The 24,983-nt window shown below is 47.0% G+C and carries 25 protein-coding genes; 12 read left to right on the forward strand and 13 right to left on the reverse strand.

The genetic code is table 11. The features are described from left to right. Positions 1 to 39: 39 nt before the first annotated feature. The 3 genes from D328_RS0105465 (at position 40) to D328_RS29995 (ending at position 3,061) form a co-directional block, all read left to right on the forward strand. Complete coding sequence (locus D328_RS0105465; protein WP_018883959.1) at positions 40 to 1,368, forward strand: DUF2252 domain-containing protein; 1,329 nt, start codon at positions 40 to 42, stop codon at positions 1,366 to 1,368. A gap of 296 nt (positions 1,369 to 1,664) precedes the next feature. Beyond that, positions 1,665 to 2,084, forward strand: a complete 420-nt coding sequence (locus tag D328_RS31795) for a hypothetical protein (protein ID WP_324608923.1) — start codon at positions 1,665 to 1,667, stop codon at positions 2,082 to 2,084. Between the two features lie 104 nt (positions 2,085 to 2,188). Then, positions 2,189 to 3,061, forward strand: a complete 873-nt coding sequence (locus D328_RS29995) for a hypothetical protein (RefSeq protein WP_324608924.1) — start codon at positions 2,189 to 2,191, stop codon at positions 3,059 to 3,061. A gap of 1,229 nt (positions 3,062 to 4,290) precedes the next feature. Here D328_RS29995 and D328_RS0105480 read toward each other — a convergent pair. From D328_RS0105480 to D328_RS0105490, 3 genes are all read right to left on the reverse strand, one after another. After that, entirely contained in the window at positions 4,291 to 5,082 is a 792-nt protein-coding gene (locus tag D328_RS0105480; protein WP_018883961.1) for a hypothetical protein, read from the reverse strand. 89 nt (positions 5,083 to 5,171) lie between these two features. Next, the gene (locus tag D328_RS0105485; RefSeq protein ID WP_018883962.1) at positions 5,172 to 5,960 is read right to left on the reverse strand and encodes a hypothetical protein; all 789 of its coding nucleotides are present in this window, start codon (positions 5,958 to 5,960) and stop codon (positions 5,172 to 5,174) included. An 18-nt stretch (positions 5,961 to 5,978) separates the two neighbouring features. After that, positions 5,979 to 6,587, reverse strand: a complete 609-nt coding sequence (locus D328_RS0105490) for a papain-like cysteine protease family protein (RefSeq protein WP_018883963.1) — start codon at positions 6,585 to 6,587, stop codon at positions 5,979 to 5,981. Positions 6,588 to 6,912: 325 nt separating this feature from the next. On the opposite strand from D328_RS0105490, the gene D328_RS30600 reads away from it, so the two are divergent. Next, positions 6,913 to 7,074, forward strand: a complete 162-nt coding sequence (locus D328_RS30600) for an aspartyl-phosphate phosphatase Spo0E family protein (protein WP_018883964.1) — start codon at positions 6,913 to 6,915, stop codon at positions 7,072 to 7,074. A gap of 285 nt (positions 7,075 to 7,359) precedes the next feature. Next, entirely contained in the window at positions 7,360 to 7,923 is a 564-nt protein-coding gene (locus D328_RS30160; RefSeq protein ID WP_197031808.1) for a winged helix-turn-helix domain-containing protein, read from the forward strand. A gap of 67 nt (positions 7,924 to 7,990) precedes the next feature. Here the strand turns inward: D328_RS30160 and D328_RS0105505 are convergent, their stop codons facing one another. Further along, positions 7,991 to 8,953, reverse strand: a complete 963-nt coding sequence (locus D328_RS0105505; protein WP_018883966.1) for a helix-turn-helix transcriptional regulator — start codon at positions 8,951 to 8,953, stop codon at positions 7,991 to 7,993. 111 nt (positions 8,954 to 9,064) lie between these two features. Between D328_RS0105505 and D328_RS0105510 the strand changes: the two genes are divergently transcribed. Next, complete coding sequence (locus D328_RS0105510) at positions 9,065 to 9,547, forward strand: GyrI-like domain-containing protein (RefSeq protein WP_018883967.1); 483 nt, start codon at positions 9,065 to 9,067, stop codon at positions 9,545 to 9,547. Between the two features lie 29 nt (positions 9,548 to 9,576). Continuing rightward, entirely contained in the window at positions 9,577 to 10,041 is a 465-nt protein-coding gene (locus D328_RS0105515; protein ID WP_018883968.1) for a hypothetical protein, read from the forward strand. Between the two features lie 104 nt (positions 10,042 to 10,145). Here D328_RS0105515 and D328_RS31740 read toward each other — a convergent pair whose 3' ends face one another. Beyond that, a complete protein-coding gene (locus tag D328_RS31740; RefSeq protein ID WP_018883969.1) occupies positions 10,146 to 10,667 on the reverse strand; it encodes a DUF5412 family protein in 522 nt (173 codons plus the stop codon). 203 nt (positions 10,668 to 10,870) lie between these two features. Here D328_RS31740 and D328_RS0105525 point away from each other — a divergent pair, with 203 nt between their 5' ends. The 3 genes from D328_RS0105525 to D328_RS0105535 all read left to right on the forward strand — a co-directional run bounded on the left by D328_RS0105525 (position 10,871) and on the right by D328_RS0105535 (position 12,395). Next, positions 10,871 to 11,128, forward strand: coding sequence for a hypothetical protein (locus tag D328_RS0105525; RefSeq protein WP_018883970.1), 258 nt, complete (start codon positions 10,871 to 10,873; stop codon positions 11,126 to 11,128). Then, a complete protein-coding gene (locus D328_RS0105530) occupies positions 11,125 to 11,508 on the forward strand; it encodes a retropepsin-like aspartic protease (protein ID WP_018883971.1) in 384 nt (127 codons plus the stop codon). Before D328_RS0105525 ends, D328_RS0105530 begins: the two co-directional genes overlap by 4 nt. A 182-nt stretch (positions 11,509 to 11,690) precedes the next feature. After that, complete coding sequence (locus tag D328_RS0105535; RefSeq protein WP_018883972.1) at positions 11,691 to 12,395, forward strand: Crp/Fnr family transcriptional regulator; 705 nt, start codon at positions 11,691 to 11,693, stop codon at positions 12,393 to 12,395. 180 nt (positions 12,396 to 12,575) lie between these two features. On the opposite strand, the gene rd is transcribed toward D328_RS0105535, so the two are convergent. The 5 genes from rd to D328_RS0105560 form a co-directional block, all read right to left on the reverse strand. Beyond that, positions 12,576 to 12,740: a rubredoxin gene (rd, locus tag D328_RS0105540; protein ID WP_018883973.1), complete on the reverse strand. Its 165-nt coding sequence runs from the start codon at positions 12,738 to 12,740 to the stop codon at positions 12,576 to 12,578. Positions 12,741 to 12,865: 125 nt separating this feature from the next. Next, positions 12,866 to 14,047 carry an NAD(P)/FAD-dependent oxidoreductase gene (locus D328_RS0105545; RefSeq protein ID WP_018883974.1) on the reverse strand — a complete coding sequence of 394 codons (1,182 nt, stop codon included), beginning with the start codon at positions 14,045 to 14,047 and terminating at the stop codon, positions 12,866 to 12,868. A 105-nt stretch (positions 14,048 to 14,152) separates the two neighbouring features. Then, the gene (locus tag D328_RS0105550; protein WP_026281017.1) at positions 14,153 to 15,388 is read right to left on the reverse strand and encodes an FprA family A-type flavoprotein; all 1,236 of its coding nucleotides are present in this window, start codon (positions 15,386 to 15,388) and stop codon (positions 14,153 to 14,155) included. A 314-nt stretch (positions 15,389 to 15,702) separates the two neighbouring features. Then, a complete protein-coding gene (locus D328_RS0105555) occupies positions 15,703 to 17,355 on the reverse strand; it encodes a methyl-accepting chemotaxis protein (RefSeq protein ID WP_018883976.1) in 1,653 nt (550 codons plus the stop codon). A gap of 51 nt (positions 17,356 to 17,406) precedes the next feature. After that, positions 17,407 to 18,423 carry a BMP family lipoprotein gene (locus tag D328_RS0105560; RefSeq protein WP_018883977.1) on the reverse strand — a complete coding sequence of 339 codons (1,017 nt, stop codon included), beginning with the start codon at positions 18,421 to 18,423 and terminating at the stop codon, positions 17,407 to 17,409. 347 nt (positions 18,424 to 18,770) lie between these two features. Here D328_RS0105560 and D328_RS0105565 point away from each other — a divergent pair, with 347 nt between their 5' ends. After that, a complete protein-coding gene (locus D328_RS0105565; protein ID WP_018883978.1) occupies positions 18,771 to 20,756 on the forward strand; it encodes a methyl-accepting chemotaxis protein in 1,986 nt (661 codons plus the stop codon). A 118-nt stretch (positions 20,757 to 20,874) separates the two neighbouring features. On the opposite strand, the gene D328_RS0105570 is transcribed toward D328_RS0105565, so the two are convergent. Next, positions 20,875 to 22,074, reverse strand: a complete 1,200-nt coding sequence (locus tag D328_RS0105570; protein ID WP_018883979.1) for an MFS transporter — start codon at positions 22,072 to 22,074, stop codon at positions 20,875 to 20,877. Positions 22,075 to 22,331: 257 nt separating this feature from the next. Here D328_RS0105570 and D328_RS0105575 point away from each other — a divergent pair, with 257 nt between their 5' ends. Further along, positions 22,332 to 23,351, forward strand: a complete 1,020-nt coding sequence (locus D328_RS0105575) for a LacI family DNA-binding transcriptional regulator (RefSeq protein WP_018883980.1) — start codon at positions 22,332 to 22,334, stop codon at positions 23,349 to 23,351. Positions 23,352 to 23,580: 229 nt separating this feature from the next. On the opposite strand, the gene D328_RS0105580 is transcribed toward D328_RS0105575, so the two are convergent. Together D328_RS0105580 and D328_RS0105585 are read right to left on the reverse strand one after the other, a co-directional pair. Then, a complete protein-coding gene (locus tag D328_RS0105580) occupies positions 23,581 to 23,946 on the reverse strand; it encodes a VOC family protein (protein ID WP_018883981.1) in 366 nt (121 codons plus the stop codon). Between the two features lie 98 nt (positions 23,947 to 24,044). Further along, positions 24,045 to 24,950, reverse strand: a complete 906-nt coding sequence (locus D328_RS0105585; protein WP_018883982.1) for a helix-turn-helix domain-containing protein — start codon at positions 24,948 to 24,950, stop codon at positions 24,045 to 24,047. Positions 24,951 to 24,983 lie beyond the last annotated feature (33 nt).

Raw genomic sequence — 24,983 nt, forward strand, 5'->3', positions numbered from 1 at the left:
AAGCATAATTCAGGTTCTTACATACAGGGGGGCATCTTGATGGTCAAGCCAGCCATTGTCGACAATGTCATTCGCACACGTACCAAGCTGCGCCGGGATACGCTCATCTCGGTGCTGGAAGAGTTCGATGAGAAGCTTATGGAGCTGGATCGGGAGAAGCGAGCTGAGAAATACCGTAAAATGATGCAGACGCCGTTCTCTTTCTTCCGGGGAAGTGCCTATCTGTTCTACTATGATGCTACACGTCATTATTTTCCCTATCACACATCGGTAGAGCAGCCGACATGGATTCAGGGCGATCTGCACTTTGAGAATTTCGGGGCCTTCTGTGATGAATCCGGCCAGATTGTGTATGATGTGAATGATTTTGATGAAGGCTACATCGGCTCCTATCTGTATGATGTACTGCGGATGTCTGCAAGCATTGCGCTGGTCTGCCGTCAGCTCGGTTACGACCAGGAGCGCCAGCTCGCCATGCTGGAGCACTATGCATTGGCCTACTACAAGCAGATTCGCCGTTATGCCAAGCACAAGGCGGACCCTGGCAAGTTCGTGATGGACAAGCAGCACGCCAAGGGCTTGATCCGCAAGCTGCTTCGCAAGCTGGAGAAGCGTCAGCAAGGGCATTTTCTGGAGAAGGTGACCGCCGTCATGCAGACCGATCGGGTGTTCCTGGAGAATAGTGAACTGGTCGTGCCGACGCCAGAAGAACAGGAGCAGTTGGAGAGTGCTTGGCCGATGTATCTGTCCACACTTCGCTCTTCCATAGAAGAGACAGGGTACTATCGGATCAAGGATGTTGCGATCAAGCATGGCTCAGGTACGGCTTCCATTGGGCTGGATCGGTATTACGTTCTTATTGAAGGGGGTCAGAGTCAGCGGGGAGAGGATGACATCGTGCTGGAGGTCAAGGAGGTACGCGTGCCCGTGCCGGCGTATTTTCTGCCTTATGCCGAATTGTTCTGGGATAGCTTCGATCAGCAGGGTAAGCGGGTGACCGCGACTCAGCAGGCGATGCATCACAAGGCAGATCCTTACCTCGGTTACCTGACGTTGGAGGACAGAGATTTCTACGTGCGGGAGCGCTCACCTTACAAGAAGCGACTCAAGCTGGAGCAGATTCAGGATACGGAGGATATGGCTGACATCTTGTCCGCTATGGCGTGCCTGACCGCCAAGATGCATGCCCGGGCCGATGCGGATGTGGAGCAGGGGGTTCTGGGCTACCATAGCGAGTATGCCATCTATGAGGCAATGGGCAACAGTCCTGAAGGCTTCGTGAAGCACATCTCTCGCTGGGCCTTCGGCTATGCGAATCAGGTGGAGCAAGACTATCAGCTATTCTGCGAATGGGTCGAGAGCTTATAGACGATCCCCTATACTGATAGTGATAGTGAATAGTCACGTCTCGGAAGTCGCTCATCTGTTCCGAAGAACAGCACAACCTACCGAGCTACCAACCTTTAGCCGTGGGTTTCTATAATTCAATCATAAGAAGCTTATCAGCCTATGGAGGCATGGATAAGCTTCTTTTAACTATATATAAATTCTATAATTGGTATAATTTTGCGAGATACTCGTAGAGAAGGTATAATGAGAATGTTGGTATATACATATAATTTCCATTACATCATAAAAAAAGAAAATGGGAAAGGAGGATTCCGTTGCATACAGCTACAATTCGGACAGAGGTCAGGGATTATCTGCTGGAGCATGATCTGAACATGAGTGAGTTCGGCGTGGCGGCGGGTCTGAATCCAGGTACGGTGAGCGGCATTGTGATGACGAACCGTTCGATCTCTGTACACCAGATGGACTGCATTACCAAAGCGATGGATAAGCCGGAGGACTATTTCTACAGTCGATATGTACAAGAGTACATGCGGGATACCCCTTTGAATTGGCGGAGGGTCAAGCCTTTCTTGCAGCGTTGTATGGAGCTTCATAGACTAGATTGCATGGAACAGGTTGTAGGCATACTTATGGAGAATGTAACCTACTATGCTCCGCTGGTGTTCGAGCTGGCTGAGGATTTTTTTGGGCGGAACAGTATGAGGCAGCGGCACTATTATATAAGAATATAGCATTTAGCGAGAAGAACCAGCATTCCGAGCGATTGGCAATATGTCAGTACAGGCTGTTCAAGATTCGGATTGGCGATGATCAGATACAGAATTTGAAGGCGGCTGTGGAGTTTGGTCCATATGCCGAAAGACTAGGTGAACTGGAGCAACTCGACGCCCTGAAGGATCTGGCGAACCTGTATCGTTCGTTGGGGCACTGGGATACGGTCTTTGAACTGGCTCAGGACATGGGACAGAAGGCGAGAATTCAGTATGAGTTGAAGCATAGATTGGAACGAGGGGATTCAGATTCTAATTATCAACTGAGTAGACCTTATTTCTTTTATATAGCTTATTCCCACTTTCTGATTGCAAGTGCAAGCGATGAGAAGGGTGACTATGATCAAGGTCTCAGGCATATACAAGCTTATGCCAATTTGAGCTGGGTGAAGGAACAGGATGGGGATACTAAGCAGTGGATTGATTCATTTCAGCAATGGGCCAAAGTTAATACCTGTGTAAATCGCTTAATGGCTGGAGATATCAGTGTACTCCCGGAGTATGTTGATTACATGGAAGGAAAGAAAGAAGTGTTTGCAGAGCTTTTGAATGTGGTAGAAGCCGCCAATAGGCATAATATAAATATTGATTATATCCTGGAACGGTTTGAACATCAGCTTTATCGGGATGAGCGTGTAGAGTCGGATGATATTTATTCAAATCAGGTTCTTACGGAGCAAGCTGCTCGCTTTTGGTATAAGCTTGCGAAGTATAGATTTAATAGGAAAGATTATGATAATGGCTTTAAAAGTTTGTTATTTTCTTTGATAATAACGAGTAAAATCAATCATAGAATGCTTATGATGAATTGCATTGGGTTATTTGAGGGGCACAGAGCCTTTTCAAAACCAGAGATTCAGGAGCAGTATGAGAGTTTGATAAGAAAGGTGTGGATGGTGCATGATGAGAAGGATGGTTTCTTTCTTCGTGATAATTAGTTTGCTATTGGTAGGGAGTTTACCTTTCTATTCTTCAGATGCAGGATCAACAAACCAATTTTCAATAAAGTTTCAGCCTCAAGATCATATCGGTGGGGGGTAACTTATTCTCTTGGATTCGAAAAGTTAAAATGAGTAATTAGGTATTAAATTTAAAGTGCAATGCATATTTGAGACTTTTAGATCATTTGCAACATCAGACGTGAAGACACAGTATAACGCTCTGATACGAAAGGTGTGGGAAGGGAATGATCAAGAAAGCAGCGTATTGCTTAGTAGTTCATAGTTTCAGCCTTGCCTGTATTCTAACTTTAATAGAACACAATCATCTACTTAAGGGCATTCAAGTTATGGGCCGTGTTGGTGGATTTTAGTTGAAAATAGAGATGCAAAACAATCCCTGTATGTAGCAACCGCTAAAAGAGCAGTCAGCTTTTAAGGTAAGGATAAGGAATAGACCGCTATTCAATACATGAGCGTCTATTCCTTTTTGTATTTACCAGCAAGTTTCATAACCAAAAGTTGAGGAATTAAATTTAAAAGGCTAACAAATATTAAAAATTGGTATGGGTACAGAGGTTTGAAATAGCTCCCCCACCTTTCGTTCCCGCTCATCTCGCTAATCAAATGAAAAGAAATTATTAACGATAATACATTTCCAATAATAATAAAAATAAAGGATTTTGAAGTACTATTTAATTTGCCAAGTAAGGCAAGAATTGAAGTCACTACCACTGCAATTAAATAGCCCAACATAGTATGATTCGAAAAGTCTTGGTACATTGAGAAATAAACGAAAGGAATACAGTAAAAACAGACAATCAGAAAACTAATTACAATATTCTTCACATTGATCACCTCACTTTATAGCCATAATTTTTATGCAATATCAAAGAATATCCGAAATTAAGGATTAAACTTATGGCTCTCAAGTAGAAGTAAATCTACTAATGATATACGTGTAAGTCCAGCGGTGGCTTGAAGATCGAATAACAAAATAATGACTCATGATAATGTGTAGTGGATAAGAATAGGCAGAGAAGAGTGAAGTATCCAACCGATTTACCTCCTTCGTTAGGAGTTATTGTGCAACCGGAGTTAATATAAACTTTCTCGAAAAAATGCCCAAACTTCCATAACGATTAGGATAGTCTGGGTATAATAATTGTTTAATTATTGAAATATAGACCTGAAAGTCTCTTCGTATAAATGTACATCTTCTTCTACAATTATTGCCCGCCTGAGCGTCCCTTTTTCCTTCTAATCATCAGTAACGTCCCCGCAACAATTCCAACCCCTGCGGAAGAGAGTATTACAATGGTGCCAGTATTTGTGGCTCTCGGTGTAGATGACGAGCTGTATGCCGGACTACCACCTGATCTTGGCTCATAAGGATCGGCATCGGCATTGCTCGCATCAACCTCGGCCTGGTAAGCATCCACCATTTCTTTGAACTCATGTATGTTGTACACTACAAATGGCTTTAAATCGGTCAATGCGCCACTTTCTCTCAGGAGAACAACGACATCCTTTCCCTCTATGCGAGAGACAAGGGAGACAAGGGTTAGCCGATCATCATAGATCAGCTTGCTGTTCTCATCAATACCGATCAGTTGCTCAGCCTTTGCCAGGTCACTGGCTAATGTAAAGTCATCATACCCCGCAACAATTTCTGTCCCTTCCAGATTGGTAAATACGATGCCGTTACTTACATCATTGCTGCTGATGGGAAAGACATAACCAATAAAGTCGAGAATCTCATCTGCTTGCTGGATAGGTCCATTGGGCAGCGAGTCTCCCTCAACTATGTATTGCTTCATCCCCTCACCAAGGATAACTTCCTTTGCATTTTCCGAATTGAGATTAAATTCCCCGTGAGCCACTAATGAGTTCTTGAATCGATTCAAATCCTGTCGGATCGCCTGTTCTACCTCCGCAGGTATTTGATCTGAGGCGAGCGCTGATAGGGGAAACAGGAATACACAGGCTAATGCTATACCCAAGGTTCTTCTAAATAACATTGTAATTCCTCCCGTTTTCTAGAGTAAGAGCAGCCCTAACTTTGTGTTGATGGCTGCTCGATCAATAGAACGAAATGAAATTGATACAATTATTGCCCGCCTGAGCGTCCCTTTTTCCTTCTAATCATCAGTAACGTCCCCGCAACAATTCCAACCCCTGCGGAAGACAGTACTGCAATGGTTCCAGTATTTGTGCCTCTTGGTGTGGATGACGAGCTGTATGCCAGACTACCACCTGATCTTGGCTCAGAAGGATCGGCATCGGCATTGCTCGCATCAACCTCGGCCTGGTAAGCATCCAGCATTTCTTTGAACTCATGTATGTTGTACACTACAAATGGCTTTAAATCGGGTAATGCGCCACTTTCTCTCAGGAGAACAACGACATCCTTTCCCTCTATGCGAGAGACAAGGGAGACGAGGGTTAGCCGATTATCATAGATCAGCTTACTGTTCTCATTAATACCGATCAGTTGCTCAGCCTTTGCCAGCTCACTGGCTAATGTAAAGTCATCAGAACCCCCAATAATTTCTGTCCCTTCCAGATCAGTTCGTACGATGCCGTTACTTTCACCATTGCTGCTGATGGGAAAGATATAACCAGTAAATTCGAGAATCTCATCTGCTTGCTGGATAGGTCCATTGGGCAGTGAGTCTCCCTTAACTATATAACGCTTCATCCCCTCTCCAAGCATGACTTCCTTAGCATTTTCGGAATTGAGGTGAAATCCCCCGTGAGCCACTAATGAGTTCTTGAATCGGTTCAAATCCTGTCGGATCGCCTGTTCTACCTCCGCAGGTATTTGTTCTGAGGCGAGCGCTGATAGGGGAAACAGGAATACACAAGCTAATGCTATACCTAAGGCTTTTTTCAACATGCTATTTCCTCCCTTTTTTTATTTTACATATATGCTGTGAATCGTTGAGTTCCAGTAGAAATCCGAGTTGTCATTAAACTCATCATAAGCCAGTACATTATTAGTGATTGCGTTCTGTGCAGGGTCTTTGTAATAAATGTCCCATTTCCCAGTCTCGGAGTGGTTGTAGTGACCACGAATAACAACCATATGTCCTAATTCAGAGTCTTTTTTCCAATTAATGTGTGCCAGGATAGGCTGATTGTTTGATATTTGAGAGATGACTTTACCGAAGGGCAGATTGCCACTGATCCGAGTTGCGCTGATTTTAGCCCAGTCTAAGACACGAATCACCTCTTGATCTGAGGCACCCGCATTTATTGTGCTGCCTTTTATATATTTGACGATTTGAGATTGACTTTTGTTGCCACCAAGATACTCAATGACCATTTGCGAAGAAGCTGCCCAGCACCACTTGGTTTTCTCTTGCTTGTAAGTAGGAATATCTAATAGCATGTAGTCTACATAATTTGGTGAGATTACTCTTTCTGTCTCGACATCCGCTGCTAATATCAATGAGGGTGTGGCCACTAGTGATAGTGTTACGACAAATGCAAGAACGGTATTTAAGAATCTGCTTTTATTCATGCCCTTTGCTCCTTCATCTAATGATTTTTGCTAATGAATTCGGTAACAATACTCTCTTGTACTTCGGTTCATTGATGACTGTGAGAATAACCTTGGTAAGTGGATGACCCTCCTTTTTAGATAATAAATTTATATGTAGCATATATGCATATTTCCAGTGTAACTCTTTGGATAAATGATATATATACCCATTACTAGGATGAATTGCAATCATTGTGAGGACAAATCGAGGACATACCAAGGACACAATATTTTCCAAAAATATAGAGAGGCTTATTTTTTTCATAACCCCTTACCTTGAAGGCTAACAAGGAGGGATGAGGCCATGATGACAGGTATCCTATATCAGATCGAGAAGGAACGGCAGCAATTGCATAAGCTTCAGTCACTATTCGGTATGCGTGATGAATGTGTGCTGATTCAGTCCATGCGGCTCGATGAATTGATTAATCAGTATTATAGAGAGAAGGGTCTGGAGCAGTCTTAATCCTCGTTCCCCTAGTAGAAGATAGAAGAGCTCCGTATATATGTCTAAATTAGTAAGCCCACAGATATTGTCATGTGAATACAAAATAGAGATTAATATAGCTGATAGTGAACTTGAACACACGTGGTTTGTCACGAATATGGAGGAGAGGCCGGGATGAATATTGCTCTATTTACGGATGAGGAAAGCATAATTCAGTTTTTCAAGTATCTGTTGGCGAAAGTTCCTTTCTCGATATATCCAATAGAAAGTTTGAATTCTTCGATATGTAAGAGCTATAGCTATGTGATCGTGGGAGCAACGCAGATCTATGAGGAGCATACGAAGAAGCTTCATGAAGTTCTAGCATGTGGGCCCAAAGTATACTTGGCGACTTATAAAGAAATGACCAAGAGCGAAGAAGAGCATATCGAGCAGCTTGGCATAAGCGGCATTCTAAAGGTGCCTGATTATCGGCTTTTACAAGAGAATGATAGTCATTGGGGTCAGGTCCTGACTCAATTGGCCTGTTCAGTACATACAGCAAGTGAGAATAACGATACTGTACCCGTGCCTGTGCTCGTGGAAATTGGACGAGATACGTGGTACCACCCCGAACAGCTGTGGGTGCAGTCTGATGGAGTGAAGAGGGATTTAACAGAGAAGCAGGCGAAGCTTTTGCAGTATTTTCTGGATCATGAAGGAGAAGTAGTGACCAAGTATGAGCTGGCGGATTACATATGGGGAGGGTATATCAAGCCGGAGGGGATTCCGAAGTTCATAGCTCGGCTGAAGGAGAAGCTTGGCCCTGCGGGAGCTCTCATTACTTCTAGGGCTATAGGTGGGTTTCTGTATATCCGTGATTCGTGATTCTTGAGCTGTACAAATGTGCAGAGTGTGGCACCCAAAGCCATACTTGAAGTGTAACAGGCACGAGCTATGGGCGGAATAAGTTCAATCGTTCCTGCAGGTCCTTTAAAATTTCCTCTGGTGCCTCTCTGATCTTCATATCTTTACCCAAGAAAAGTAGCCAACTGGTCCATTCGCTTAATTCTTCGGAATGATGAACAGGGATGAACGTCTCTAGAGTGGCTGTAGTCTGGTAAGGATTCGTATAGAATAGGGATACCTTTAAGGGATGATACTTTTTGAACTGGGCAATCGCCGCTGGACCAAGCTCCAGGACAAGATTAGTTGCCTCTTTCTCTTTATTTAGTTTCTCTAGAATCTTTTTCTTACTTATTCTAATTTTCACACGGTATGGTTCAACATCTGTGAGGTTGTCGATAGGAATCATCCGTCTCTTCTCCTCATGTAGGTCATAGCCTTCAATGAACCACAGACTTTTCTCACGATACAAACGCAAGAGGTAGATGGGATAAGACCTTATTCCCTTCTCTTCCTGAATGGAAATCAACAGATAACTGTCAACAAGCAGGACTCGGATGAGCTTGTCCAACATAGGGTGGGGGAGGTCAGACAAATCCAGGAGATCGGGATTGTTAGGATTGGTCCCTTCGAACAGCAGAATTTGATTTAACAGCACCAGGTCATCCTGCTGATTGTCTGACAGGAGGCCAAGTAACTTTTCGGCCAAAGATTGACGACTCTTCAAATAGGGGAGCTGTTGATTTCTCGTGGCCATAAAAGCAATAAAGAGAGCTTTGATCTCATGATCGGTAAATTGAACGTTAGGCAAGACGGAGTTGTTCATCACAAAATATCCCCCATCCCTTCCTACCTCAGCGACAAGTGGCACTCCCATCGCTTCAATTTCTCTGACATCCCTAATCGCTGTCGAACGTGAAATGTTGAATTCGAGCATGATTTCAGAAATGGTAAAATGGGCACGATTATTGATATACCGCATCATGGTATTAATTCGTTCAACTTTTTTCATGCGGCCTCCCTAAACAGTATCACTTTTTGACATGGTTTAAGGCTATTATAAGACCATCAAGTGAAAACACAAAGTCATTTGATCAATCCAAAGCAGAGGTAGGTACTGAATATGGCAGAGTACACTTTAGAAGAAAAAGACAGCTTTATCGTTGTTGGTCTGGGTACGGAGCTTAAGAGCAATTACACAGACTATGCAGGCATTAACAAGGAAAAGTCAGATTTCTGGCATGCCGTCCAGCAGGATGGAAGGCTCGCTACTTTAAAAGCTATAGCCACGAATGACTACGTGTTTGTTGTGAATGAAGCCGTGAATAACAAGATGATGCACTATGCTGGTGTCATGTCAGAGGCCACCCTGCCCGAAGAAGAGTCAAGAGTTATCCAATTTCCCAAGGGGTACTACGTAGTAGTTAAAGGGGAAGCACAGACAACCGAAGAGTTGAGCAATCAGCTCTCGGGCATTGCTTTTGGTCAGGTCTTACCTGAGGCCAAGGATGTTGCCTATGTTGGTGGGCCCAATGCAGCCGTGCAGATGGGAGAGCGAAATGGATTGGTGTATGGTGAAATGTGGATTCCGGTCGTTAAGAAATAACACTTCAAAAAATAATAGGTGGGATGAAGATGTCCTATATCGTTGATTTCAAGCATGTGTCTACCGTTGGTCTAGAGTCTTCGCCAGTAGCTGAAGCGTTAGCTGGTCTGCGTGCGAATGAAGCTCGTTACTTTATGAACAAATATAAGCATGAATTTACGGTCGTACCAGCGAGCGAATCCCGTGACACTATTGATTATGTGAATCAGATTTTGAAGCAAGAACGTGATATTGAATTTGCGGCTAGACCTTTAGAGACATCACGCTTTCGAGTAGAGAATATCGACTGGGCTTATGTCTTCTTTGAGGACGGTCTTGAAGTTAACGTCTTGTATACGGTGGACGAGTCCAAGAAGCGTGCCGTTGGTTTTAAGCTGTCTGAGGGGATGGAGATCCCTAAGGAGCTAGAGGGCAAATTTAAATTTGCTCGGCAAAAGTCCAAGCTTGCAGGAACGATTCGAGGCTCATTTTTTGTCATTAAAGGGGAATATTAAAGTCAGCGCATGTGGAGCAGCTCAGCCATAAATACAACTTGTTCAATCAGGATTGTCTCATACACTCCAATGAAGCAAATCCTGATTGAGCAAAAAAGACGATGTCAATGAGGGCCGTTCTGCAAATCAATCAGTTGACTATTAATCCGGATTGTGTGGTTATTCTCCCATTCCACATCCGCCTGATCTTGCCTTCTCTCATAATAAAGGTGCTTCTTGAACCAAAGTGGCCCTTGTTGCTCGGCTAAAATCCCATAGGTGCCCATAGCGCCCGCGTCCATTTTATAAATATGTATGGTATATGCCCGATCTGGGGACAACGAAGTAGTCATCAGCTCTTTGTGTCCTGAGAACATGTTCGTGAATGAGACCACAATGAGTAAAGCGAATAGTAGTAGGAACGAAAGAATGGTAGATAACCAGCTCCTTAACCTTGCGAACCGGCTGGATGTATCTTGAAAACTGAGGATGGACACAAGGAAAACTATAGTAGCAGAAATAAGAGTCACGTAGTTAGGTGGGGTGATGACCCACTGATTATACATACTGGAATAGAGCGAGTATAACGATATCGTAATTAAGATAAAGACCAAGATAAGTGCAAGCCAACTAAGCCTTCTTACCATTATTCAATCACCTCAACGAATGAATTAACGAAGATTAAATCTAACTAAGTCTACAAGTGTGATCTTGCAGGAACAGTAAGTATCTCTTATTACTTCTAGAGTCATTGGCGGGTTCCTGTATTTCCGTAAGAATCGAGAAGCCAGAACCTTCTGGCTTGGCGCTTGTGCTATAATTAAAGTAATTCAATTTGGAGGTGGCGAGGATGAGGTGGGAAGAGGTTCGAGAACAGTTTCCTAATGAATGGGTCGTCTGTGAGGCGCTGAAATCCCGCTCGGAAGATGGATTTTGGCTTGTTGATGAGGTTGCGATTATTGATCGATTTGATGATTCTGCAATTGCCATGAAGCGCTATTATGAATTGCATAGAGAGCAGCCCCATCGAGAATATGGCTTCTTTCACACATCCCGTGAGAAGTTGGAGCTTCGTGAGAAATGGGCAGGGGTACGGGGGCCTAGATGAACATAGACGTTAGGCACGGGTTACCATTTATACAAGTGACGATTTGTTATCGTGGTGCAGAACTTCATCTGGGCAATGTACTCCTCGATACAGGATCTGCTGGATCAATTTTCAGTGCGGACGCAGTAGACGCTATTGGAGTCAAGATTGAGCCGGGTGATTTTCTTAACAAAATCAGAGGCGTGGGTGGGGTAGAGGTTGTGTACTCCAAGTATTTCGATTTTGTGAAAGTAGGAGAGATTGCCTTACCAGCGTTCGAAGTGGAGATTGGAGACATGAATTATGGTATGGAGATAGACGGTATACTGGGGTTTGATTTTATCCACTTAGCTGGACTGATAATTGATTCGAAGAATTTGACCTTGCTGACAAAAGATTAGTACGCAATCTCTCAATACTTCCTGTATAAATTTTGAGCCAATTTCTACGTTTGTGATCGAGATCAAATACGTTTTCTCCTTTTTGTGCTATGTTACATGGACAGCGAGAATTCAGGCAACCGCCTTTCGGGTTAACCCGGTCGGGTTGCTTTTTGTTGTTGGACAGAAAGGAGAGCTGACCTATGGATAGCTGCCAGCATTGCAGTGACGCACTGTGTACACGTAAGGTTCCGATTTTTGCATCATTGACAGATGAAGACCTTGGCAAGATTAGCAAGATGGTCAAGCATCGTAAATATAAAAAGGGCAATGCACTCATTCTGGAGGAGCAGCCTTCGGAGACGCTGTTTATCGTTAGGAAGGGCTATGTTAAGCTTCTGAAAATTACTGCACTGGGCAAGGAGCAGATTCTGCGGGTGCTGTCCACAGGGGATTTCTTCGGGGAGCTAAGTATATTCAACAGCGAGGAGACCAGCAATTTTAGCGCCTATGCGCTGGAAGACACGGATATTTGCTTGTTGACCAAAAGCGACATGCAGCAGATCATTCAGGAGAATCCGGATATCTCCTTCAAGCTGCTCCAAAGTATTACAAGACGGCTCGCAGCCACCGAGAATCTGGCTCAAAGTCTAGCTACGAACGATCCCGAAATACGTATTGCTTATATGATTCTGGAGCTCGGTCATAAATATGGCCGTCCTGATCGAGATAAGCTCATCATTCACCTGCCGTTGTCACGGGAGGAGATGGCCAACTATGTAGGGGTCACACGGGAAACGATCAGCCGTAAATTCAGGAAATTCGAGCAGGACGGCATCATTGAGATCAACGGCACCAGAGAGATTGCAATCCGTGATATGCAGAGATTGAATGCGTATGTGGACTGAATCGTGAATAGATTAAAAGTTAGATGCAACGCATGAAGTTGAAGAGAAGGGGTTCCCCGTTTCTCGGTATGTGGTTACAGAGAGAAGCGGGGAATACAGAAGCTATTCAGGAGCTATCTTTTATATTATGGAAATCACCTGTAGCCTTCATGATATGAACGCTAGTCATTGTATTGGACCCTATTGCTCAAGCGGCAGGAAGTGACTCTTGTCATCGCCGCACACGGGACATACCCAATCCTCGGGGAGATCCTCGAAGGCTGTACCAGGCACGATATCCTCATCAGGATCACCTACAGCCGGATCATAGATATAACCGCAAGGCTGGCAAATATACTTTTTCATATATAACATCTCCTTCTTTTATGGTACTCGCCCTACTACATAACTCAATCAATTATGAAACTCGATCTATTGCGTAACTTAATCAATAACGGAATCTGATATCAGCGCACTTAACATCAAATAGACTAGATGGAATGCACCTGTAATCCAGCTTCTTCAAAACTTAGGCCTTGCTCTATAGCTGTCTTATAAGGCAAAGCTGCACTTACATTATCGAAAATGATCGCCCCGCAAATCGAGCCATCCCTCACAAACACACGAGTATATGTCTCTGTATCCGAGCGGCGTCCACTATGGTCACACTGCTGCTCATCCACCTGTCCAATGGAGACGAGCGGCATGTCAAAGGCGCCCGACACCGTCATAGGAATCGGTCTTGTGTAGACAGCCATGTCATCGGCCATATTCGTACCAGCAACTCTTCCCTGCTCCATGGCACTATTCCACAAGCCCTCTACCTTACCCTGACACTCAGCTGCATCGCCTGCGGCATAGATATTCTGTGAACTAGTCTGCATCTGCTCATTCACGATAATGCCTGTATTTACTTCAAGGCCGCTCTGTCGTGCCAGCTCTACATTAGGGATTACGCCAATCGAATACACGACATGCACGCATGGCACGATCGAGCCATCTGCTAGCTCTACCCCCTCTACTGAGTTCGTGCCCACAATGCTTCGTACGGCTTGCCCCAGCCTTACTTCATTACCTGTCGCCTGAATGCGCTCTGCCAGAATCGTACTAGCTTGCTCATCCAATTGACGTGTCATCAGTCGTGGAGCTTGCTCTATAATCGTCACGGGATGGCCGGCTTGAATCAAAGCCCAAGCGGTCTCTACTCCCTGGATGCCACCTCCAATTACACATACGGAATCTCCGCTATGCAAGGACTGCTTCAGTTGATCTGCGTCATTTCGGGTGCGGATATGATGCACTTGGGGCAGGGACGCACCCCGCAGCTCTAACGCCCGGTTCGTGGCACCGGTACAGAGGAGGAGCTTGTCGTACTTCACATGCTCTTCCTTCCCGGTCAGGATCGTGTTGTTTAGTGGGTCGATGGAAGTAATAGGCGTCTCGGGATAATAAGCGATCTGGTTATCGCGGAACCATTTTTCCTTTTTGATGAGAACCTTGTCACTGTGCAGATCGGTGAATAGCCCTTTGGATAATTTGACCCGGTTATAGGGAAGACCGGATTCATTGCCGTAGATCGAAATGGTAGCCCCCGCGAGTCGATCACGAATCGCTTTCGCGGCACAGATGCCAGCCACTCCCCCTCCGACAATGACGAAATGTTGCTCGGACATAATTACTTCTCCTTCCATATGGCCCACAGCTATTTTGTATTTTGCTTGTATTTTTGTATTTGTGTATGTCTGCATTTCTGTATTGCCTGTGATTGACGTCTGACCTTAGATGGCGCTCAGCAGCAGATCCGACACGAAGTTGGCTGCATGCTTGATTTTTTGTACTTTCACCTCATCATTGGGGGCAAACCGTACGCGAACCGGGAACTCTACATGGGTCATACCGGTTGTCTTGATGACATTGGAGGTGCTCTGTACGTCCATATTGGTGGCATTCAAGTAATCCTGCACGACTTCAATCGCCTCGCCGCTCCATCCATAAGAGCCAAAGGCTGCCGCAAGCTTGCCCTCCAGATTCATATCCGCGAGCTGCTTCAGGAGACTCTCCAGCTTGCCGGTCATGTCTGCATACTTGGTGGAGCTGCCGATCCATACTGCGTCAGCGGCTGCAATGCTATTCAGTACATCCTGCTCATTCGCCTTGTCGATGTCCCACAGCTCGACGCTGATCTGATTGTGCTCGAAGGTGTCCTTTAACATATTGGCAATCTTCTTGGTGTTGTTCTTGAGCGTCGTATATACGATAGCGACCTTCTTGTCCTCCGTCGTCTCGGTGCTCATGTCTGCATACAAGGAGATGAAGTTATTAATATTGTGGCGCAGGATATACCCGTGTGACGGGGCAATCATCTGGATGTCCAGATCCTTGACCGCCTCAATCAGTGTCCGAACATATCTTCTGTGTGGGTGAATGATGGCCTTGTAGTAACCAATGAAGTCTTCTGTGACATCAAATCCGGCCTCGTCGGCGAACAGGCTGTTTACCGCTACGTGTGTACTGAAAATATCGCAGGGGAACAGGATCTTATCCTCCAGGCAGTAGGTAATCATCGTTTCCTCGGTATGGAGGTAAGGTGTCTCCTTGAACAGGAGTGTCTTCCCGCCAATGTCGAGCGTGTCTCCATCCTTGACGACCAGATAGGAACGGTGCTGTAGCTTGTACATTTGTTGAATCTCGGGTACGGCGACCTCGGTGCAGACAATCGTGGCATTGACGGCTCGAGCAGCCAGTGCAGCTAGCCCACCAGAGTGATCCGGCTCCGTATGATTGATGACAATGTATTGGATATCGAGGGGATCGATAAGTCCTGTAATATGCTCAGCGAATTCTCTGCCGAATTCCATGTCCACCGTGTCGATTACGGTAGGCTTGCCTGTCTTCAACAAATAAGAATTATAGGTTGTGCCCTTCGTCAGCAGCAGTCGATGGAAAGGCACCTCACGATCATCAATTTTCCCGACCCAATAGATATCCTTGCTGATCTCAAATCCTGGTTTCATATAGCGATGACCTCCTGAGTGAAATGTAAGAACAACTTCATTGTAGTCCTTGAAGGCCGCTGAAGAGAGGACCCCGGTCAAGCGATAATGGAATCTGAGTGCTTGTATCATGTGATTACAATCCTTGTTTCCGAGATGGGTATGGGTATGGAATACTGCCAGCTGCATCAATTACTGCACGCAAAAAAGCCCCTTGATCTCCAATTGCTTGAAGGCCAAAGGGCTAAGAGAAACCAATATCAGCGATAGGGGGATACGAGCCTCCCCTATTTATGCTGCCTATCTGGTTGTCTATATATGCAGAGCTACCCTGGCTACAGCTGGAAACGCTCCAATTGACGGTGCATCTCAGCACTGATATCCCGGAGTTCCTTGACCTTGCCAGAGGCTTCCTCGAAGGACCGCTGCTGCTCGGCTGCAGATGCCGTAATCTCTTCACTGCTGGCGGCAGACTGCTCCGTAATGGCACTGATGTTCTCAATAGCCGTCTGTACCAGAATGCTGAGCTCATGCGATTGCTGCATCTCCTCCGCTACGTTCCGGATTTGCAGGCTGATTCGCTCGACGCTGTCGCCGATCGAGGAGAAGGTCTGGCCTGTCTGCCCGGTAGCCGCTTCCTGCTCTGAGGATAGAGTGATGCTATTCGTTACCGACTGTTTCACCTTGTCCATGGCGGCTGTGATCTCCGTAATAGCTGTGTAGATATGCTGTACGGATTGCTCCGATTGCTCAGCAAGCTTCTTCACCTCACTGGCGACGACGGTGAATCCACGTCCGGCCTCACCAGCGCGTGCGGCTTCAATCGAGGCATTGAGTGATAGGAGTGTCGTCTGGGCAGCTATGTCGGATACGAAGGCCGTCATTTCCTTGATCCGAACCGTACTGCCCTCCAGCTCCTGGAAGGTCTGCTCCATCTCAGCCATTGCCCTGCGATTGACCTCACTCAGCCGCTGCTGCTCCTGCATGACCGTGCGGCCTGCGGTTACGGTACCTAGTACCTCATTGCCATAATGCACGGATTCGGTGGTAGCCTGCAGATTGCTCTGGAAGGTCTGCTGCATCCGATCCACGACCGATACCGTCTCGCTCAAATCCTCCGCAATCTTCTGGCTGCCTTGAGACAGCTCTTCCGTCGTGCGTGTCACCTGCTGCACGATGGCCTGCATGGTCTCATTGCCACGATCAATATCCTGTGCCATTGAATCCACACGATACCCGGCTGCACTGATGGATTGGATCATCTGGCGTATGCTGTCGATCATCTGACGGAAGGAGACATTCAGCTCAGCGAGCTCATCCTTGCCCTGTGCAGGTGGTAGCTGGACCTTGAGGTCACCTTGAGCGATTCGACTGGCGGCATCCTTCAGGGTCTGAATACGTCCAGCCAGCTTGCGCGAAGTATAGATGTTGAACAACGTGCTTGCAATGAGAAGGACGAGTGCGCCTGCAAGCGCGAGCTTCCAGGTGTTCTGGATGTCGTTCTCCAATGTAGCGGTGAAGGTATCATATTGTTCACGAGTCAGCTCATTCAGCATGTAGATATCGTTCTGAATGCCTTTGACCCGGGAGCTATAACGCTTGGCTTCCGAGCTATTCATCTCCGCCATCGCTTGGGTGGCCCCCGCAGACAGTTCTGTCATTTTCTCTTGAATGGAGCTAATCAGGCTCATCTGACGTTCATCATGGATGAGACTCGTCGCGAGCTGGTCGGAGATCTGCTGACCTTCCTCTAGTAGCTGTGCTACAGCGTTCTGATTCGCTGCCGACATCGAGGTGGAATAGACGTCTAGAGCCTGCTGTACCTGCATCTGGTTGGCATTCAGCTCTGATACCTTCAGCATGGCAGGCACGAGATTCTGGTTCCCCGCGTTCATACCGAGCAATTGAAATATGATGTAGGCCACCAGCATCAGGGAGGCTAGCAGCGTAATTAAAGCGTAGCTGATTAGTTTGCCTTGTAGCTTCATGGATGTGCTCCTATCTCTGATTGTGATTAGTCTTCCGTGGACAATGCTGCATTACTTCTGTAAGTTCACCTTCACTTCACCAGAAGCGAGCTTGGCCTTCAGGTCCTCGAACTGCTGCTCTTGTGCATCCGTCAGCTCAATGTTGTGAAGCTCCGTGAGTCCCACGCCATTCTCAGCCATGCCATAGACCATCACCTTGTCAGGGAAGCTATTGTTATTGCTCTTGAAGGTATCAACGGCATTTCGCATGGCGACATCGACATTTTTGAGCATCGAAGTCAGGATTGCTTTTTCCGCGAGGAAAAATTGATCCGTGTCCACTCCTATAGCGTGCTTGCGCAAATCCTGAATTTCCGAAAGGGCTCCGACGCCAGTAAGCCCCGCAGCTACATAGATGACATCTGTACCTTGCTCGTTAATCATTTGTGAAGCGAGCTCTGCCCCGAGCTCTGAGTTACCGAAATCATTTGCATAGACAGCCTCGACACTGGCATCAGGATTCACAGCCTGTACCCCTTGCTCGAAGCCCTGCTGGAAATCACGCAGAACCGGGATGTCCATGCCACCCAGGAAGCCAACCTTGTCAGCCTTGGTAGCGAAGCCTGCAATGATGCCGGCCAGGAAGCTGCCATCTTCGGCTTTGAACAAAATGGAGTGCACGTTAGGAAGCTCAGATTGACTATCTACAATTAAGAAGGTCTGCTCTGGATATCGCTCGGCAACCTTCTCCATATCAGCCTTAACCGTATCACTGAGTCCAATAATGAGATCTACCTTGTCTTGGGCAAAATGCTCGAAGGCCTCTTCTGTCGTCATTCCCTTCCCAGGCTCTCTATAATCAAAGATAATACTGTTCTCATTGCGTTCCTGCGCCAGACCTTCAAATGCAGCGTCGTTGAAGGAACGATCCCCCAGTCCTACATCAGTCAGGACGATGCCGACGGTAATTCGCCCATCCTTGCCGTCCTTGCCTGCTTCACCACCAGGTGCTGTGCATGCCGACAGGAGCAGCATGACTAGAGCAAGCTTGAAGATCAGCAGCAGCATTTTACCGTGTGTTTTTTTCATGTACGTGTGCCCTCGTTTCTTTCAATAGTGTCTTTGTCATTTCATTCTAGGAGGTATGTACTACTTCACATTTATCGGAAAGGTGGAGGGGGATTTTCATACGTCGAGCTGAAACTTTACTGAAATATAACATTATTCATGAAATATTCACTGTTTTCAATATTAAAGTTTGTCTTCGTGTTAGCCTCATAAGCCTGTGTGGTTGTTAGTGGACTGGGAAAAATATGCACAAAAAAAGTCTATTCCGAACCGCTTATTACGCTATTCCTCCAGCACGCTAGTACCGATATAAAAAGCATAGGCATAATAGAACATAACAACATCACAACAGAATAAGGGGAATTCATATGTCCACACTCAAGACAAAAATCCTTCTGATGGTCCTTTCCATGTGTATCCTGCTGTCGATTCCACTATCCGTGGTTTCTTTGATCAACATTGAGAAGGAAGCGACGAGGGCCGTACATTTTGAATTGCAAGGTACTGTGCAGAAAGCATCAGCCAATATTAATGGCTGGGCACTTGCGCAGGCGAAGGTCGTCGAGACCCTGGGTACAACAATTCAGAATACGACTCCGCTTCATGATATTACTTTAGAGCACCTGCAGGCCTATCAATTGCCTACGAACAAAGAGGATATCGCTACGATCTATTTCGGGCTAGAGGATGGGACCTATATGGATGGTGCCGGCTTCATTCCTGATGCCTCATTCGATGCTCGGGAACGTCCGTGGTACAAGGCCATCAAGGCTTCTGATCAGCTTACGATCAGTGATGCCTATGTGACTCAGGCAGGTGTGCAATCCATATTCATCGGGGTTCCATTCCATGACGAGAACGGCCAATTCCAGGGAGCCATCTCGGAGAATATTTCCTTGACCTCCATTAAGGATGAAGTGAATGCGTTGAATACAGAGCATAGCTTCAGCTTCTTGTTGGATACGGCTGGTGTGGTTCTCTCCCATCCTGACGAATCCTTGCTCAATACTCCTCTAGTCGAGCATGAAGACTATAAGGACATTGTACAAGCGATGCTGCGTGACCCAAGTGGTATGTCGGAGTATACCTATAATAACGATCGTCAGCTAATCTATTTCGAGAAGGTCCCACAGACGAACTGGATTATAGCTAGTTCGATCTCGAAGGCTGCGGCTTTTGCAGAGTATACCAAAGTCAGAAACTTCGTCATAATCTTCGTGGTTCTGTTCTCGCTACTGATGATAGCCATTGTGTACTTCTTGTCCTATCGGGCGATCAAGCCTCTTATTGAAATGAGGGATAGTGCTGCGAAGCTGGCTGCTGGGGATGTTACTGTTCGAGTCTCCATAAAGGGCAAGGATGAGATTGCGCAGCTAGGCGCCTCCTTCAACGAGATGTCGGCTTCTCTGAATGGCCTGATCAAGCAGGTGGATCATTCCGCACGACAAGTGCAGACGTCATCTCAATTGATGTCTCAGGATGCTACAGGAAGTAATGAGATCGCCATGCAGGTATCGACCGTTATCGAGGAGATTGCCAAGGGAGCGGCAGAGCAGGCTGGCTCCATTCAACTGGGTGCAGAGAGAATAGGCGAGATTAATGAGACGATCAACCAGATCTATAGCCAGACGGATCATACACGTTCCGTAGTCGGTGACGTCACACAAGCTATGGACAGTGGGAATGAATCATTCGAACGGCTGATTGCGTTGTCAGATTCAAGTCGGGAATCGACGAGCAGGGTCGAGGCTGCCAATGAGCTGTTATTGAATAAAATTGTTGAAATCTCAACGATTACGGAAAGCATCAAGAATATCGCGGCGCAGACGAATTTGTTAGCCTTGAATGCATCAATCGAAGCGGCACGGGCCGGGGAGCATGGCAAGGGCTTCGCCGTGGTTGCGGGGGAAGTGCGCAAGCTTGCTGAGCAATCGGCACAATCCATCGGTGGAATCAATCAGTTGTTGGGTGAGCTTGATCAGGCAGGGAATCAGAGCTCGGCTGAGCTGGAGAGGTTCCGTCTGAACAGTGCCTCCCAATTGGAGTCGATTCAAGAGACGTCAGGGTCTTTCGCCCACATTCGTCACTCGGTTGACGTCATCATTAATGCGATCAACGCCATAAGCTCCGCTATGGAGGAATTGCAAGCGGGAGCTAACCAGGTCTCCGAGGTCATGACAGGGCTGGCGGCTGTAGCGGAAGAAAGTGCAGCTTCTACCGAAGAAGCAGCTTCCTCTACGCAGGAGCAGTCCCGAACAATTAGCAACATTTCAGAGGCAGCCAGTGAACTGCTGCAGCATGCTGATCAATTGTTGGCAGAAATCAGTCGTTTCCGTACAGACAATAAAAGATAAAGATAAAGATAAACAACAAAACAGCGATTCTCCTTTAATCGGAGAGTCGCTGTTTACGTGTGTGGGTCCTATGCAATTTGCTGTATTAATTCTGTCAAAGCTGCTGAGAGAACGACGGTCATACAGCCTTCCGCTTCTCTACCATGTAGTAACTCAAGATAGCTCCAACCGTGCCGATCGCGGCAATCAATCCTCCGACAAGTGGTACATAGACCAGCCCTGCCTGTGTGAGTACTACACCGCCAATGAAGGCACCAGCAGCGTTCCCCAGATTGAGTGCAGAATGACTGGATGTAGCCGCAAGGCGTGGTGCCTCATGTGCCAGATTCATAATGCGCAGCTGAATACCTGGCATAATGCCGAAGGCCGCCATTCCCCACAGAAAAATAAAGATCAGTGCCAGCGCCGGAATATGCAGCACGCCCGACAGGATCAGTAGCAGTGCGGACAAAATGATGAAGATGGTAATCACTGAAGGCATCAGTTTCCAGTCTGCAAGGCGCCCGCCAATGAGATTCCCCAGCGTCACACCAATTCCATACATGACCAGAATCCAGGTTACGCTACTCTCCTGAAAGCCGGCGACATCTGTCAGCATGGGGGTAATGTACGTGAACACTGCAAACATGCTGCAGCATCCGAATGCTCCCGTAGCCAGAATCAGCAGCACCTGAGGCTGAAAGAGGCTGCTAACCTCCTTAGCTAGGCTTGGTTGCTCCGTCTGTTCAATCTTGGGAATCATCGTAATAATCCCGATCAGAGATATGATGCCCATAATTGTGATAGCCCCAAAGGAGGCCCGCCAACCGAGCTGCTGTCCGATCAAGGTACCGAATGGCACGCCGATAATATTGGCAATGGTCAATCCTGCGAGTACCATAGAGACCGCGGCAGCCCGTCTATCTGGACGAACCAGTCTGGCCGCAATCAAGGACCCTGTGCCGAGGAAGGTGCCGTGGGCCAGCGCGGTAACGAGACGAGAGCCCATCAGCAATCCATAACTGGGGGCCAACGCTCCAACCAGGTTCCCGATAATGAAGATGACCATCAACAGGCATAGTAGCTGCTTCTGGGCGATTTTACTGGTGGCAATGGTCAGGATGGGCGCACCCAAGGCTACGCCAAGTGCGTAACCAGTGATCAGCTGTCCCGCCTGTGCGATCGTAACGTCCAGGTCTCTGGCCACATTGGGCAACAGCCCCATGATGACGAATTCCGTCATCCCGATGGCAAATGCCCCGGCCGTGAGGCAGAATAAAGCTAACGGAAAGCGGCTGCTGTTGCTCAAGCCTTGCTGTGATGTTTCTACTTTTTGCATGGTTTCTCTCCCGTTTTCTGAAATCTCTATCTTTTCAATATGTACATCCTATCATCTAAAATTAAAATTGAACATGGTTTCTCTTTACCATGCTCGGGACAAGCTTAATAATAGTTTTATAAAACGTTATAGAAAATTTACTAAAAAAAAAGTATACTTCTAATACAACTGTTGCGGGGATGGGAGACAGGCTAATAATGACCCGCAGGTCGGTTTGTCCGACTTACCATATTCCGCGGCGTGTAAGGAGATTAGGCATGAAAAGGTTAACGATTGAGGATGTGGCCCAGAAGGCCGGTGTATCGAAGAGTACCGTATCGCAGTATCTGAACAAGCGTTATAAATATATGAGCGATAGCACCAAGGAACGAATCGCACAGGTGATCAAGGAGCTGAATTACCAGCCGAACGGGGCTGCGCGAAGTCTGAAGAACAACCGCTCCTTCATGATCGGTATCATCGTGGCGAATCTGGACTACACGTTGTCCATCCAGGGCATCCGGGCTATCGAGAATGAGCTGCAGCAATATGGCATTCAGGTTATTATTTGCAACGCTGATGAGAATCCTGACAAGGAGAACAAGCACATTGAGATGCTGATCGCCAGGCAGGTGGATGGACTGATTATTTTCCCGACAGGCAAAAATGCAGAGGCCTACAACCGTTTGGTGGATGAGAAGTTCCCACTGGTCTTCCTGGATCGTCTGGTAGAGGGAGTCACGACGCAAAGTCTGCTTCTCGATAATGACATGGCTGTCAAGATCGGCATTCAGGAGCTGGTACAGCATGGTCATCAGCGTATAGCTCTCCTGACGCCTCCACTGGGCGTGAACCGGATCACGCCTCGGGTTGAACGAGTCAGTGGTTATAAGAAGGTCATGGAGGAGTATGGCTTGCCGATCCGTGAGGACTATATTCGCAGTGTATCGCGAGACGAGATCTTCTCCACACTGGATGAGCTGTTCGCGCTCGATGAGCGGCCTACCGCATTACTAGCCGGGAACGATATTGTGCTGGCGGAGATTCTCCAATATATGAATGCAAAAGGGATGCGCATCCCGCGTGATATCTCGATTATCGGTATCGATGACGCTCAGTTCGCACATATATACAATCCTTCGATTACGACGATTCGGCAGCCGATTGCTGAGATGGGCAAGCAGGCAGCCAAGACGCTGCTGTCCGCTATTGAGGAGGAGGGCGACGCGGTGCCGATCATTTATCGCTTCGTGCCGCAGCTGATTCAGGGCGAATCCGTCAGCAAGCCCGAGAACTGATCAGAGCGAAGTGACAGGATAGAGGGGCTCTGGAAGGGCTTGGGGATAGAGTGTTATTGGTTGCTACTGATTATTGAGTTATCTAATGGAGCATGAAGCCCTGTTCATGTGGTAAGAATTAGATACGAGGAGCTCTCTGGCGATGCAGCTTGCTTGCGGCCGGAGAGCTCTTTTTCAGCGATTATTTCTATTCGTTCCGTTGATTGCATTGCTTGAGCTGTAGTGATGATTACATATGCTCGGCCAGTTGTACCTCGAATCCGTCCGGGTCAGCGATGTATATAAAACGCAAATGGGGATTCGGCTGGATGGGGCCGCGTACAATGGGAATACCCAATGCTATCAGGCGTTCTATAGTTTCCTCTAGTGACCTCACCTCATAACCGATGGACACGCCAGCTTCGGGTTTGAGAACGACTTCGTTGCCCTCAATCAGTTCAAGTGCTGTTTCATTTTCCATGCCCAGCATGGCAATTTGCCGTCCACGGCTTTCAAATCTGCGCTGTATCTGGAGCCCGAGCTTTCCGTGATAGAAGTCGATGGATGCCTCCAGATTGCGTACGCGCAGCGTGATCCAGTTGAGTCTGATCAACACAGTGAATCTCTCCTTTTTACGTCATATGGACAAGCGATTTCAACTTTTTTGTGATTATTCCTATTCGTTCCGTAGACTGCGCTGCTTAAGCTGTGACCTCAGTCGTATCTTTCCCGATATTCCAGAGGGGACAGCCCTGTCCAACGCTTGAACTGCCTGCTGAAATGAGAGGCGTTCTTGTAGCCAAGCCGCTTACTGATGGACTGGATCGAGAGACCAGGCTTCTTGATCAGCAAGCGCGCTTCCTTCAGCTTCAATTGGGATAAATATTGACGAGGCGACAAGCCGTATACCTTTTTGAACACCTCATATCCGTAGCCTGCACTGAGTCCGATGGATTGAATAATGCGCTCAATATACAGTCCCTCGTCCGTCTCTGCCGATTCAGGGTGGAGTACCTGCTGCTTGAACGACGTCTTGATCATCTCGGCGATTTCCTTGGCGTACTTGGTGTTGTTGATGCCTGCGGGTTGAAGGGGAGAAGGACTGCTCTCCAGCATTCGATCCAGGGCAATCAGCAGCTCCGAGAGGATGATCTGGACCTCCATCTTCGTGCGGAAGGAATAAGGGGCTTCCCGGTCGGTGAGAGCAACCCAGCGCTTCAGAATCTGTTGTAATTCAACGTTGTACTCGTGGTTGTGGCGGTACAGGATCTCGCATTTCTGAATCATGGTAGTCATGAACACAGGGTCATCAATGTCAAAGTGAGCACAAAAATACGTCATGCCCTGCGGATCGGTACAGTGAATCTCGTGCTGGAAGCCGGGCGGAATGATCAGGATATCGCCTTGCTTGACTTCATAGCTGTCCTGCTCAAGCTGTGTAGATTGGCTGCCCTCCAGCACCCAGATCATCTCGAAGGCCAGATGCAGGTCAGACGGTACATGCCAGCCTTTATCCACCTTCTGGGTATGGGCCCCGAAGAAGCTGATATTCCAATCCAGTACTGGAAGCCGCCGGGCATTCGTTAAGAGCGGGTTATCTATCGAATGATGCTCATTCATCTATATCACCTTTGATTTGGGTAAATTGTCCCC

Origin of the sequence: Paenibacillus massiliensis 2301065 = DSM 16942 (genome assembly GCF_000377505.1) — a bacterium.
In the GTDB taxonomy this organism is placed as follows: Bacteria; Bacillota; Bacilli; order Paenibacillales; family Paenibacillaceae; genus Paenibacillus; species Paenibacillus massiliensis.